The organism is Shimia sediminis (assembly GCF_003990645.1).
GTDB classification, from domain to species: domain Bacteria; phylum Pseudomonadota; class Alphaproteobacteria; order Rhodobacterales; family Rhodobacteraceae; genus Shimia; species Shimia sediminis.
This window is the reverse complement of sequence record NZ_RYZK01000007.1, coordinates 13623-26587: the sequence shown is the minus strand read 5'-3', so window position 1 is coordinate 26587 and position 12965 is coordinate 13623. Positions and strand designations below refer to the sequence as shown.

At 60.7% G+C, this 12965-nt stretch carries 10 protein-coding genes; 6 read left to right on the top strand and 4 right to left on the bottom strand.

Features of this window, described 5'->3' with window-relative positions:
- The first annotated feature begins 12 nt into the window (after positions 1-12).
- The 4 genes from EK369_RS14695 (at position 13) to EK369_RS14680 (ending at position 5496) form a co-directional block, all read left to right on the top strand.
- Positions 13-1152 carry an acyl-CoA dehydrogenase family protein gene (locus EK369_RS14695; RefSeq protein ID WP_127115030.1) on the top strand — a complete coding sequence of 380 codons (1140 nt, stop codon included), beginning with the start codon at positions 13-15 and terminating at the stop codon, positions 1150-1152.
- A gap of 275 nt (positions 1153-1427) precedes the next feature.
- Positions 1428-2066, top strand: coding sequence for a glutathione S-transferase family protein (locus tag EK369_RS14690; protein WP_127115029.1), 639 nt, complete (start codon positions 1428-1430; stop codon positions 2064-2066).
- Between the two features lie 13 nt (positions 2067-2079).
- A complete protein-coding gene (locus tag EK369_RS14685) occupies positions 2080-3291 on the top strand; it encodes an acetyl-CoA C-acetyltransferase (protein WP_127115028.1) in 1212 nt (403 codons plus the stop codon).
- A 12-nt stretch (positions 3292-3303) separates the two neighbouring features.
- Positions 3304-5496, top strand: coding sequence for a 3-hydroxyacyl-CoA dehydrogenase NAD-binding domain-containing protein (locus EK369_RS14680; RefSeq protein WP_127115027.1), 2193 nt, complete (start codon positions 3304-3306; stop codon positions 5494-5496).
- Positions 5497-5675: 179 nt separating this feature from the next.
- Here the strand turns inward: EK369_RS14680 and EK369_RS14675 are convergent, their stop codons facing one another.
- The 3 genes from EK369_RS14675 to EK369_RS14665 all read right to left on the bottom strand — a co-directional run bounded on the left by EK369_RS14675 (position 5676) and on the right by EK369_RS14665 (position 8382).
- Positions 5676-6362, bottom strand: coding sequence for a Hint domain-containing protein (locus tag EK369_RS14675; RefSeq protein ID WP_127115026.1), 687 nt, complete (start codon positions 6360-6362; stop codon positions 5676-5678).
- A gap of 246 nt (positions 6363-6608) precedes the next feature.
- Positions 6609-7262 carry a Hint domain-containing protein gene (locus EK369_RS14670; protein ID WP_127115025.1) on the bottom strand — a complete coding sequence of 218 codons (654 nt, stop codon included), beginning with the start codon at positions 7260-7262 and terminating at the stop codon, positions 6609-6611.
- A gap of 223 nt (positions 7263-7485) precedes the next feature.
- Complete coding sequence (locus EK369_RS14665) at positions 7486-8382, bottom strand: DMT family transporter (RefSeq protein WP_127115024.1); 897 nt, start codon at positions 8380-8382, stop codon at positions 7486-7488.
- 111 nt (positions 8383-8493) lie between these two features.
- Between EK369_RS14665 and EK369_RS14660 the strand changes: the two genes are divergently transcribed.
- Positions 8494-10122, top strand: coding sequence for an AMP-binding protein (locus EK369_RS14660; RefSeq protein ID WP_127115023.1), 1629 nt, complete (start codon positions 8494-8496; stop codon positions 10120-10122).
- A gap of 315 nt (positions 10123-10437) precedes the next feature.
- On the top strand, positions 10438-11448 hold the full coding sequence (locus EK369_RS14655) for a hypothetical protein (RefSeq protein ID WP_127115022.1): 1011 nt from the start codon (positions 10438-10440) through the stop codon (positions 11446-11448).
- A gap of 26 nt (positions 11449-11474) precedes the next feature.
- Here EK369_RS14655 and EK369_RS22000 read toward each other — a convergent pair whose 3' ends face one another.
- Entirely contained in the window at positions 11475-12911 is a 1437-nt protein-coding gene (locus tag EK369_RS22000) for an SPOR domain-containing protein (protein WP_206198098.1), read from the bottom strand.
- Between the last annotated feature and the right edge of the window lie 54 nt (positions 12912-12965).

Sequence of the window (12965 nt, the reverse complement as noted above, 5' to 3'; positions counted from 1 at the left end):
AGGAGAGACATGATGACATCTTCTTGGATGAGCGATGAACACCAGATGCTGGCCGAAATGACGGCCAAGTTCATCAATGACGAATGGGCGCCCAAGTTCGACAAATGGCGCAAACAGGGCGAGATGGATCGCGAGACCTGGAACGAGGCTGGCGAGTTGGGCCTGCTCTGTCCCTCGATCCCCGAGGAATACGGCGGGGTTGGCGGCGATTTTGGCCACGAAGCCGTGATCCTGATGGAAAGCAATCGTGCCAACCTGGCCAGCTGGGGGCACGGTATCCACTCCGGCATCGTCGCGCATTACATCCTGGAATATGGCTCGGAAGAGCAAAAACAACGCTGGCTGCCCAAGATGGCCACAGGCGAGATGGTCGGCGCGCTGGCGATGACCGAACCTTCGGGCGGCTCGGACGTGCAGGCCATCAAGACCCGCGCCATCAAGGACGGCAATGCCTATCGGCTTTCGGGGTCCAAGACCTTCATCACCAACGGCCAGCACGCCGATCTGGTGATTGTCGCCGCCAAAACCGATCCCTCGGCAGGCGCCAGGGGCACCTCGCTGGTGGTTGTGGAAACCGCCAACGCCGAAGGCTTTTCACGCGGGCGCAACCTTGAGAAAATCGGTTGCCACGCGGCGGATACCTCGGAATTGTTCTTCGACAATGTCGAGATCCCGCCCGAGAATATCCTCGGCGGCGAAGAGGGTCAGGGCTTTTATCAGATGATGAAGCAACTGGGCCAGGAACGTCTGGTCATCGCCTGCATTGCCCAGGGCTCGATGGAAGGCGCAGTCGAGCGCACGATTGAATATTGCAAGGAACGCGAGGCCTTTGGCGGCCCGATCCTGCAGTTCCAGAACACCCGCTTCAAGCTGGCGGAATGCCTGACCAAGACCAAGGTCGCGCGCGCGTTTCTGGATGAGTGCATCTCGGAACTGATCGCGGGCGAGCTGACCGTCGAAAAGGCGGCAATGGCGAAATACTGGATCACGGACACTCAAGGAGAAGTGTTGGACGAATGCCTGCAACTCTTTGGCGGCTATGGCTACATGCAGGAATATCCGATTGGTGAAATGTGGGTCGATGCCCGGGTGCAACGGATTTACGGCGGCACCAACGAGATCATGAAAGAGCTGATCTCGCGCAGTTTGTAAGCCGAGGGGCCATCGGGAGGGGCAATGTTGGATTTTGAGTATTTTTGGCGAAATGAAGCGGGTGGTCCACCCTGCCATCCGGCGCAGCGATTGCCGGCGGGACAGCAGGGCTTCACCTCGCGCGGCCATCGGCTCTCCAGCCTGTACCGCACCGCCGATGCTCGCGCATTAACCTTAATGCTTGATGAATCCAGCCCTTCATTTCGCCAGAAATACTCCACGGGGGTGCGGGGGTGTGAAACCCCCGCTCCGACAGCAACAACAGGGAGACGCGCATGACCATTAAACTCTATTGCTTTGGAGAAAGCGGAAACAGCTACAAGGCCGCCTTGGCGCTAGAGCTGAGCGGGCTGGACTGGGAGCCGGTCTTTGTCGACTTTTTTGCGGGCGAAACGCGCACGCCGGAATACCGTGCCGAGGTCAACGAGATGGGCGAAGCACCGGTGCTGGTGGACGGCGATTTCCGCACCAGCCAGTCGGGCGCGATCCAGGCCTATGTCACCGAGAAGTCCGGCAAGTTTGGCGGCAAGGACCGGGACGAGAACTACGACATCTTCCGCTGGGTGCTGTGGGACAACCACAAGCTGTCCTCGATGGCGGGGCTGACGCGGTTCCTGATGAATTTCCTGCCCGAAGACAAACGGCCCAAAGATGTGATCGGCTTTAACCTTGGTCGCCTGAAGGCCGCCTATGGCACGCTGGAGGCGCATCTTGAGGGCCGCGACTGGATTGTCGGAGACGGCATCACCAATGCCGACCTCTCGTGTTGTGGATACCTGTTTTACCCCGAACCCTTTGGGTTTGACCGCAGCGAATGGACCAATATCGACCGGTGGCTGTCCAACATTGAGAACACCCCCGGCTGGAAACACCCTTATGACCTGATGCCCGGCAGCCCGGCTGACCGCGCCTGAATAGGAGAAGACTATGACCGAAGCCTATATTTATGACGCGGTGCGCACGCCGCGCGGCAAGGGCCGCAAGGACGGTGCGTTGCACGAAGTGACCTCGGTGCGCCTGTCGGCGACCGTGCTCAACAGCCTGAAAGAGCGCAATGGTCTGGATGGCCACGCGGTCGAGGATGTGGTCTGGGGCAATGTCACCCAAGTGAAAGAACAGGGCGGTTGTCTGGCGCGGACCGCCGTGCTGGCGTCCGATCTGGATGAACGCATCCCGGGTCTGGCGATCAACCGCTTCTGTGCATCCGGCATGGAGGCCGTGAACCTGGCCGCCAACCAGGTCAAGGGTGGCGCAGGTGATGCCTATATCGCTGGCGGCGTGGAAATGATGGGTCGCGTGGCCATGGGCTCGGACGGGGCGGCGGTGGCCGTTGATCCGACCGTGGCGATGGAGCAGTATTTTGTGCCCCAAGGTATCTCGGCGGACATCATTGCCACCGAATACGGTTTCAGCCGGGATGACGCGGACGCATTGGCCGTTGAATCGCAGCGCCGGGCGGCGGCGGCGTGGGAAGACAAGCGCTTTGCCAAGTCGGTCATTTCGGTCAAGGACGTCAATGGTCTGAACATTCTGGACCATGACGAATACATGCGTCCGGGCACCGATATGCAGTCGCTGGGCAGCCTGAAGGCGTCGTTTGAGGAGATGGGCAAAGTGATGCCCGGTTTCGACAAGATCGCGCTGATGAAGTACCCGCATCTGGAAGAGATCAACCACATCCACCACGCGGGCAACTCGTCGGGCATCGTGGATGGCTCGGCTGGCGTGCTGATCGGCAACGCAGAGTTCGGCAAGAAATACGGGCTTAAACCGCGCGCGCGTATTCGTCAGACCTGTAAGATCGGCACTGATCCGACGATCATGCTGACCGGTCCTGTGCCTGCGACTCAGAAAATTCTGGCCGACAGTGGCATGAGCATTGGTGACATTGATCTCTTCGAGGTGAACGAAGCCTTTGCCTCGGTTGTGCTGCGGTTCCAGCAGGCGTTTGATGTCGATCCGGCGTTGGTGAACGTCAATGGTGGCTCGATCGCCATGGGCCACCCGCTGGGCGCGACCGGCGCGATCATCATCGGCACGCTGCTGGACGAGCTGGAGCGCTCGGACAAAGAGGTGGGTCTGGCGACCTTGTGCATTGCATCCGGCATGGGTGCAGCCACCATCATCGAACGCGTGTAAGGAGATAGAAACATGAGCGATTTTAACCTCTCCGTAGACGCGGACGGCGTCGGGATCATCACTTGGGACACGGCTGGCAAGTCGATGAACGTGATGACGGAACAGGCCTTTACCGACCTGAACGCCATCATTGACACGGTGCTGTCGGACGACGCCATCAAGGGCGCGGTCATCACCTCGGGCAAGGAAGGCTCGTTCGCGGGTGGCATGGACCTGAATGTGCTGGCCGAGATGGGCAAGCGCGGTGGTGACTCTCCCGCACAGGGCATGTTTGACGGCGTGATGTCGATGCATGGCGTATTGCGCAAGATTGAGCGCGCAGGCATGGACCCCAAGACCAACAAGGGCGGCAAGCCGATTGCCTGCGTTCTGCCCGGCACGGCGCTGGGGATTGGTCTGGAGCTGCCGCTGGCGACGCATCGTATCTTTGCCGCTGACAATCCCAAGGCCAAGATCGGTCTGCCCGAGATCATGGTCGGCATCTTTCCCGGTGGGGGTGGCACAACTCGCATGGTGCGCAAGATGGGCGCCATGGCGGCCTCGCCCTTCCTGTTGCAGGGCAAGATGGTGGACCCGAAGAAAGCCAAGATGGCGGGCATCATTGATGAGGTCAGCGAAGACCCAATGGCGGATGCCAAGGCCTGGGTTCTGTCCGAGCCGAAGATCGTCAAACCCTGGGACGAAAAGGGTTACAAGATGCCCGGCGGTGAACCCTATCACCCCGCAGGTTTCATGACCTTTGTCGGCGCGAACGCCATGGTCAACGGCAACACATGGGGCGTTTACCCGGCGGCCAAGGCGCTGTTGAGCGCAGTGTACGAAGGCGCGATGGTGCCGTTTGACACCGCGATCAAGATAGAGGCGCGCTGGTTCACCAATGTGCTGATGAACCCCTCGTCGAGTGCCATGATCCGATCCTTGTTCATCAACAAGGAAGCGCTGGAAAAAGGTGCCAATCGTCCTGACGTACCCGATCAACGTGTCAAAAAGGTTGGCGTGTTGGGCGCGGGCATGATGGGCGCCGGTATTGCTCTGGTTTCGGCCAGGGCGGGCATGGATGTTGTGCTGATCGACACCAATCAGGAGGCAGCGGATCGCGGCAAGGCGTATTCGGAAAGCTTCATGGACAAGGGCATCAAGCGCAAGAAGGCGACCGAAGAGCAAAAGACCGCGATGCTGGCGAAAATCAACGCCACCACCGATCTGAACGCATTGGCGGACGTGGACCTGATCATTGAGGCCGTGTTCGAAGACCCAGCCGTAAAGGCCGAGATGACCAAAAAGGTCGAAGCGATCATCCCCGAGGATGCGATCTTTGCCTCGAACACCTCGACCCTGCCGATCACCGGTCTGGCCGAAGCGTCTGTGCGCAAGGATCAGTTCATCGGCATCCACTTCTTCTCACCCGTTGAGAAGATGGCGCTGGTCGAGATCATCAAGGGCAAAGAGACTGGCCCGCGTGCGGTTGCTAAGGCGCTGGACTATGTGCGTCAGATCAAGAAGACACCGATTGTCGTAAACGACGAGCGCTTCTTCTATGCCAACCGTTGTATCATCCCCTATATCAACGAAGGCGTGATGATGGCCGGTGAAGGGGTTGCGCCGCAGCTTCTGGACCATGCTGCGCAGCTCTTGGGCTTCCCTGTGGGGCCGATCCAGCTGGTGGATGAAACCTCGCTTGATCTCGGTGCGAAGATCGCCAAGGCGACGATGGCGGCGATGGGCAATGCCTATCCCAAGTCGATTGCCGATGATGTGACCTTCTGGATGGTCGATGAGGGCCGCTTTGGCCGTAAAGCCAAGGCCGGGTTCTTTGACTATGACGAAAATGGCAAGCGTCTGGGATATTGGAAAGGCTTTGCCGACAAGTTCCCGCGTCTGGAAGAGCAGCCCGACGTGACCGAGGTGCAGCACCGCCTGATCTTTAGCCAGGTTCTGGAAGCGGTCCGCGCGCTGGAAGCAGATGTGCTGGAAGACATCCGCGAAGGCGACGTGGGTGCGATCCTGGGCTGGGGCTTTATGCCGTGGTCGGGTGGTCCGTTCTCGTGGCTGGACATCGTGGGGGCGGCCTGGGCCGCTGAGAAATGTGACGAGCTGACCGCCAAATATGGCGAGCGGTTCACCTGCCCGCCGCTGTTGCGTGAGATGGCTGAGAAGAACCAAAGCTTCTATGGCCGCTTTGGTCAGCAGGCTGCTGCCGCCTGATCTGAAGCAGGTTTCAAGATTTGGAAAGGCGCGCCGTAATGGTGCGCCTTTTCGATTTTTGCCATTTGGCCAAATGGCGCGGGCAGCGGTGGTTGGACACGCGCAAGCGGCCGCAACACTGCGGCGCCAGGTCCGTCAGATGGCACCGCCCGCAAAGCTTCAAGTCACCGGTTGGCCGGTTACGACGCCGCCTTGGGCTGGTCCTGCGCCTGCGCTTGGTCGGCAAGCTCTTCGGTCACGATATTGAGGAATTCAGCCGCAGCAGCGGGCGATAGTTTTGGCAGTCCCGAGGCGCTGGCCGAGGCACTTGCCTCGCCCTCATGAGGGTCAAAGTTGAGCGCGCCCAGAAACGACGGGCAGCAGGCGATGGCGCCGCCGCCAATTGCGACCAGTTCTTCATTTTCAAAGTGCACTTCGTAGAGACGACGGGGTTCTTCGGGCTGGTACAGTTCGATGCCGTTGAAACCTTCGCAGTCAAAACCCGAAACCAAGGCATGGGAATGGCCGGTGATGGCCTGAAAGTCCGCCGAGGCGATGGCCACGAAGGTTTCCCCCTGCACCAGGAGATCCTGTTGATTTCCAAGCGCCCCCATCGGCACCCAGATGGGGCTGACCGATGCCGGGCAGGTTCCGGGTTGCCGCCAGATGTCGCGCCCTTCGATCCACATGACCGGCTGCCAGTCATGTTCGAGGGTCCAGACGTGATCCCCCTTGGCCAGGGTCGCCACGTCGCGCCATCCGTGTTTGGTCAGAATTGTGGTGCCAGCAACAAACCCATCCACACCGCAAGTGGCGCACCCCGCCTCGGTCTTGGCAAAGTCGCAGTTGGGTAATCGGCGTTTGGGTTTATGTTTGGGAAGTGGCATCTGCTCGCCCTTGTTGTTTTTTTGTCCGAATCTGCGGACTTTACACAACCTAACCGAGTAGCTTACCTTACGTCATCTCCAGCAATAGCACAATAAGTGTTCGCCATCGCACAATGATTTTTTGGAATGTTGTCCATCAGCGAAGGCGGTGCTTGGCTTGATTCGCGATTTTCGAATAGGTGCCATGTCAAAAAGAAACGCCCGGAAAGGCATTTCCGGGCGTCTTCTCACATGCATCTTGGGGGGTCAGGCGATTGCGAGGCTCATTTTGTCTGGCTCCTCGCTCATCTCAAGGAGACGAACGGCAACCGCCATGGGCAGCATGTTGTAATTGGTTGCGGCGCCGTATTTCGGCAGGATGCCCGCGCTGACGCCCCAATGGGACTGGCAGAACATCAGCGCGCCGTGGTCGGCAAAGACCATCTGGTCCTGTTCGAACACGGGCAGCACCACTTCGACAGAGCCATAGGGTTCGTGGCGTTCGACACCGTCCAGCACTTCGAGTGCGGCGGCGGGAATGACGGCAAAGGGGTCGCCCCACTGATCGCTGATCTCGTCGCTTTCGATCAGCACGCCCTGATGCGGCATCACCAGGAGGTCATTGCGGTTGCCGATGGTTTCAGCTTCGACGAACAGCGGCCAGAGTGCCTCGGGGCATTGGCCAACGCCGCCCCAGATTTCATCGCGCATTACCGCGGTCACGCGTTGCATGCCGCCGTCAAAGGTCAGCACATCATCCCCGGCGCGCAGGGTCTCAGCAGGATGCCAGCCGTCCTGGGTGGCAACGAGGGTGCCTTCGACCAGGCCGCAGCCAGCGCCCAGCAGCACCGGGTCCTGGAATGTCTGTGTGGGAGGCACCATGCCGGTGCGCATCCCAACCGGGTTGTTCCATCCAAACATGTTGATCCTCTAAGTGTCTGGTGGTTGGATTTAGCAGCCCCTCAATTTGGCTAAAATTCTAAGGAGTCTCTTGGCCTGAAATTGGGTCTTTTTAAGGCACTGTTTCCGAGCGCGTAACAATGCGAATAGGCCAGGTCGAATTGGTCACACATCGACGCCATTCGGCTGGCATGCCCGATAACTCCGTTGTGAGAGCCCGTGAGATTCGCCGCACAGCCCGCTGTCAGGCAGACCGCACCGCGATAATCACGCCGGACCCTGCAATCATGGCAATGCCAAGGATCTGCATCCACCCCAGCCCCTGCCCGAACAGGACAAAGGCAAAGACCGGTGCAAACAGCAGGGCCGAGTATTCAAACACCGCGACATTGGTGGGCTCGTCCATCTGATAGGCCCGGATAATAAGGAAAACCCCGGCCAGCGAACCAAAAGCCTGTAGCGCCACCACGGGCATGATCGGCATCACGTCCAGCGTGGGCGCCAAAGTCAGAAAGTCGTCTCCGGCGATGCTGGCCAGACCAAAGGCCAATGTCACCGCCCCTCCGACCAGCCACATCATCGCCATGTTGGCCCCCAGAAGCGACAGCGCGCTTTCGCCAGCGCACCAGCTGCGGGTGGCAATGGATGAGACCGCGTAGAACAGGCCCGCGGCGATGGGCAACAGCATAGAGAGGCCAAAGCCCGCGCTGCCCGGTTGCAGCACCATCAGGATACCCGCAAAGCCGATAAAGACCGCCGCGATGCGCCAGGGTCCGATGCGGCGGTGCATGACAAAAACGTTGATCAGCAAGACGAAGATCGGAGAGGTAAACAACCCCGCGATGGCCTGGGCAATAGGCATCAGCCCCAGCGCGCCAAAGTAGAGCATCATCGAACAGGTGATGACAATCGAGCGCGCCAGCACCGGTCGCCAGCGGTTCGGGCGCAAGGTGCCAAGCCCCACAAGCGACATCAGCAGCAAGAGCGGAAACATCAGCGTCGAGCGCATCATGAGGAATTGCCAGACGCTGACCGACGCAGAAATCTGGCCCACGAAATTGTCAATGAAACCGATCACCGCCATTGCACTCAGCATGGAAAGCGCTGCGGCAATCGGTCGGTTATTGACGGTGTCGGTCATTTCTGCCTCTAATTGTCAGACAATTGTCGTTTGTGAACGTATTGGGACGTGTCCACAGGGATTAGTCTGTCGTAAAAACGACTTATGCCACAGAATCAAGGGAGGGATCTGATGGGCTGGATGGCTGATGAGACGGGGCTGGACAAATGTGCCGCAAATTTCGTGCCGCTGACACCGCTGTCGCACCTGCGTCGGGCGCGCGATGTGTTTCCGGATGTCCTGGCGGTGAGCTATGGCAGGCACCGCAAGACCTATGCCGAGTATTACGCGCGCTGTAGCCGGTTGGCCTCGGCGCTGATCGGGCTGGGGGTGCGCCCCGGGGACGTGGTTGCCACGCTGATCCCGAACCTGCCCGCACAGGCCGAAGCGCATTTTGGCGTGCCCGCCTGTGGCGCGGTGCTGAACACGATCAACACCCGGCTGGATGCCGACACGGTGGCCTATATCTTTGACCACGGCGAGGCCAAGGTGGTGCTGACGGACCCGCAGTTCATGGACACCGTCGAGGCGGCGCTCGGGATCATGCAAGGCCCTGCGCCTGTCATCATCGAGGTGGCGGACGATCCCGCAGGCTATCACGCCAGCGGCAAGTACACCGAATACGAGGCGCTGCTGGACGGCGGCGATCCGGGTTTTGAGTGGATCATGCCCGAGGATGAATGGGAGAGCCTGTCGCTGAACTATACCTCGGGCACCACGGGGCGGCCCAAGGGGGTGGTCTGTCATCACCGCGGGGCCTACATGATGACCATGGGCACGGTGATCAGCTGGCGCATGGTGCTGCATCCGGTGTTCATGGCGATCGTGCCGCTGTTTCATTGCAACGGCTGGAACCACACATGGATGATGCCGCTGATTGGCGGCACGCTGGTGTGCTGCCGCGATGTCACGGCTCAGGCCATCTACAACGCCATCCACTACGAGGGTGTGACGCATTTTGGCGGCGCGCCTATTGTTTTGAACATGATCGTGAACGCGCTGGACGAAGAGCGCCGCACCTTTGAGCACCGGGTTGAGGTCTTTACTGCGGGCGCCCCCCCTGCCCCGGCCACATTGGCCAAGATCGAGGAGCTGGGGTTCAACGTCACACAGGTCTACGGGCTGACCGAAACCTATGGGCATGTCACCGAATGCCTGTGGAAAGACGACGAATGGGGCACATTGGACAAGGCAGATGTGGCGGCGGTCAAGGCGCGCCAGGGGATCGCGCTGCCGCAGATGGAGCACATCACGGTGATGGATGAGAACATGCGCCAGGTGCCGATGGACGGGGTTACACAGGGCGAGATCGTCATTCGCGGCAACTCGGTCATGAAGGGCTATCTCAAGAACCCCGAGGCGACGGCAGAGGCGTTCAAGGGCGGCTATTTCCATTCCGGAGACATCGCCATTCAACACCCCGATACCTATGTGCAGATCGCCGACCGCGCCAAGGACATCATCATCTCGGGCGGCGAGAACATCTCGTCCGTCGAAGTCGAAGGCGTGCTGATGGCGCACCCGGCGGTATCACTGGCCGCCGTGGTCGCCAAACCGGATGAGAAATGGGGCGAAGTGCCCTGTGCCTTTGTCGAGCTCCTGGAAGGGCAAAGCGCCGACGAAGCCGGGATCATCGCCTTTTCCAGAGAAACACTGGCCGGGTTCAAGGCGCCAAAGCGCGTGGTGTTCCAGGAATTGCCAAAAACATCGACCGGCAAAATCCAGAAATTCGAGCTGCGCAAGGTGGCCGCAAAACTGTAAGCGGGGTTGGGGGCCAGCCCCCGCCCTGAGCAAGCTCAGGACTCCCCCGGGATATTTTTGGCCAAAAGAAGCCGGGGCGCGCCGCCAAGCCGCAAGGCCGGGGCGCGTCTTCTCGCCTCCTCACCTGCACCGCGAAGAGGTGTTGGCACGTTAAGGTTAATGCCCCTGTGCTTCTTTTGGCCAAAAATATCCCGGGGGGAGCAGCGTCTTTGACAAAAGACGATGTGGGGGGCTGGCCCCCCTTGGCGGATTGCCCCCGAATGCCTGCCCATGTTATCTTTGATGAAACAGAGGCAGAGCAGCCCGTCATCACCCATGACAGCACTTGAGAAATACGACAGAATCGAAGCCAGCGCGCTGTGGCGCGCCCGCGCGGATTCGCAGCGCCGCGAGGTGATTATCTCGATTGGCGATGCCTCGCTGACCATTGCCGATATGCAGGACAGGCCGCTGGCGCATTGGTCCCTGCCCGCGGTCGAACGCGCCAACCCCGGGGAACGCCCTGCCATCTATCACCCCGACGGTGACCCCGGCGAGACGCTTGAGATCGCCGCTGAAGAGGCTCAGATGATCGAGGCCATTGAAAAACTGCGCATGGCCATACGGCGTGGTCGCCCAAAACCTGGGCGGCTGCGCCTTGTGACACTGGTCACATCCGTTCTGAGCGTGGCGGCGCTGGCGGTGTTCTGGCTGCCGGGTGCGATTTTGACCCACACGGTTGCCGTGGTGCCCGAGGTCAAGCGGCAGGAGATCGGTCTTGGGCTATTGCAGCAGCTGGAGCATCTGACCGGCAAGCCCTGCGCCGACATTCTGGCGACCCCTGCCCTGGCACGGCTGACCGAGCGGCTGGAGGCGCGCACGATCGTGGTCGTGCGGGACGGGGTGCGGGATACGCTGGGGTTGCCGGGAGGGACGATCCTGCTCAATCGCGCGGTGATCGAGGATCATGAAGAGCCGGATGTTGCCGCGGGATATGTGATTGCGCAGCAGGTGGAAGCCCAGTTGGTGGACCCTTTGCGCATGATGCTGGAGCAGTTGGGGCTTGTGGCGAGTTTCCGGCTGTTGACGACCGGCGAACTGCCCGAAAGCATGCTGCGGGCCTGGGCCGAAGACATGCTGTTGGTGCCCCATGCCCCCCTGGAGGCGAGCCGGTTGTTGGCGGCGTTTTCCGAGAAAGGCGTCAAGTCCACGCCATATGCCTATGCGCTGGATGCCTCGGGCGAGACCACGCTGGAGCTGATCGAGGCAGACCCCTTTGTGACATCGCCCCGCCCTGTGCTGAGCGATGGTGACTGGGTGGCGTTGCAGGGAATTTGTGGCGGCTAGTAGCGGCTGGACGAGGCGCTTCGCACTTAGCGCACGAATGCGTCGGAATAGCCTGCGCGGCGGACCTTGGTCACGGCGCGATCTGCGCTGGCCGTGTCGGCAAACGGCCCGGCGAGCACCATGCGATAGGTTTGGCCATTCTTGTCATACTTGCCGATCTTGACCGGCATCCCGAGGCCACGCAGCTTGTGGGCGGTGCTCTGGGCCGCTGCGCGGTCGGTGTAGGTGGCGGCCTGAACATAGTTCTGACCCGAGACGCGCAGGGATTTCTCGGGTGCTGCGCTTTTGGTGGAGATCACCGGCGCCGCTGCTGCCGGAGCGGCGGCGGGGGATGATTTGGTCGAGATCACGACGGCGGTCGGCGCATCGTCGCGCACACGGCGCGGCACTTTCTGCGTCCAGATCGCATCAGTTGCGGCCTTGCCCTCAAACGTCATGACGGCACGCTGGGGGTTCAGGCGGCCGTCGTCAAAGACCCGGACATAGCCGTCGGGCACCGTGGTGTCGTTCAGAGCGTATTGGTAATTCTGATACAGATGGCGCGGGATCACGCGCACGGTCGAGGCAACATCGCCTTCGCGCACAATGGTGCCCGGCGCGGGGGCATAGGGCGCGGACAGGCTGGCGCCCTGACGGTTGTAGATGATGCGGGGCGGCGGGGCGGTCGGATTGCCGGTGCCGGGGGTATACGGCAGCTCGCTTTGCGGGCCGCAGCGTACCGCGCGGCTGCCCTGAACGCCGCCGCGACAGGGGGCATCAAAGCCCGACTGGCGTGGTGTGCCATCCAGCGTACGGCGCGTGTTGCTGGTGGTGGTGGTTGTCGGTGCCGTTGTGGTGGTCGTTGTGGTGGTCGGGGCCTTGGTCGTCGTCGTGGTCGTGGGCTTGGGCGCGGGTGCCGCAGTGGTGGTGGTTGTGCTGGTCGTAGGCGGCTTGGCCCACCAGGGTGTCTTGGTTTTTGTCGTCGTCGTGGTGGCCGGAGCAGCGGCCGTGGTTGTCGTGGTGGTGGCCTTGGGTTTGGCCGCGGTGGTGGTCTGCGGCTTGGCCTTGGGCTTTGCGGCTGTCGTTGTCGTGGAGGTCGTTGCGGCCTTGGGCTTGGGTTTGGGCTTGGGTTGTGGTGCTGCGGCGGCGGTGGAGGTCTCCGGTGCGGCGGGTTGAATGACAACCACGTTCTTGTCGAGTTTCTGGGCCGAAGCCGTGGTCGGCGCGGCGTTGGGATTGGTTGGCTTGTAGCCGCAGACCACCTTGCGGTCGCGGGTCATGCGCGGCACCCAGGTTATGTTGCCATCGACACCCGCACGGATATAGACGCAGCCCTTGCTGTCGACATATTGCTTGCCCTTGTAGGACGCCGGCGGAAACTCGTTCGGTGTCTCTACGTTTTTCAGGGATTGGGCGCGTACATTGGCCGCCAATCCCAAAGACGCCGCAATCACAGAGATCGCGATAACTCTGGTCAGTTTCATTTTGCCCCCACAAGATGTAGGGGTCAGTCTAGACGCAAAACTCTATATGAGTAA

Coding starts and splice junctions, on each gene's coding strand:
- EK369_RS14695 (WP_127115030.1), top strand. CDS start 13: ATGACATCTTCTTGGATGAGCGATGAACACCAGATGCTGGCCGAAATG.
- EK369_RS14690 (WP_127115029.1), top strand. CDS start 1,428: ATGACCATTAAACTCTATTGCTTTGGAGAAAGCGGAAACAGCTACAAG.
- EK369_RS14685 (WP_127115028.1), top strand. CDS start 2,080: ATGACCGAAGCCTATATTTATGACGCGGTGCGCACGCCGCGCGGCAAG.
- EK369_RS14680 (WP_127115027.1), top strand. CDS start 3,304: ATGAGCGATTTTAACCTCTCCGTAGACGCGGACGGCGTCGGGATCATC.
- EK369_RS14675 (WP_127115026.1), bottom strand. CDS start 6,362: ATGCCACTTCCCAAACATAAACCCAAACGCCGATTACCCAACTGCGAC.
- EK369_RS14670 (WP_127115025.1), bottom strand. CDS start 7,262: ATGTTTGGATGGAACAACCCGGTTGGGATGCGCACCGGCATGGTGCCT.
- EK369_RS14665 (WP_127115024.1), bottom strand. CDS start 8,382: ATGACCGACACCGTCAATAACCGACCGATTGCCGCAGCGCTTTCCATG.
- EK369_RS14660 (WP_127115023.1), top strand. CDS start 8,494: ATGGGCTGGATGGCTGATGAGACGGGGCTGGACAAATGTGCCGCAAAT.
- EK369_RS14655 (WP_127115022.1), top strand. CDS start 10,438: ATGACAGCACTTGAGAAATACGACAGAATCGAAGCCAGCGCGCTGTGG.
- EK369_RS22000 (WP_206198098.1), bottom strand. CDS start 12,911: ATGAAACTGACCAGAGTTATCGCGATCTCTGTGATTGCGGCGTCTTTG.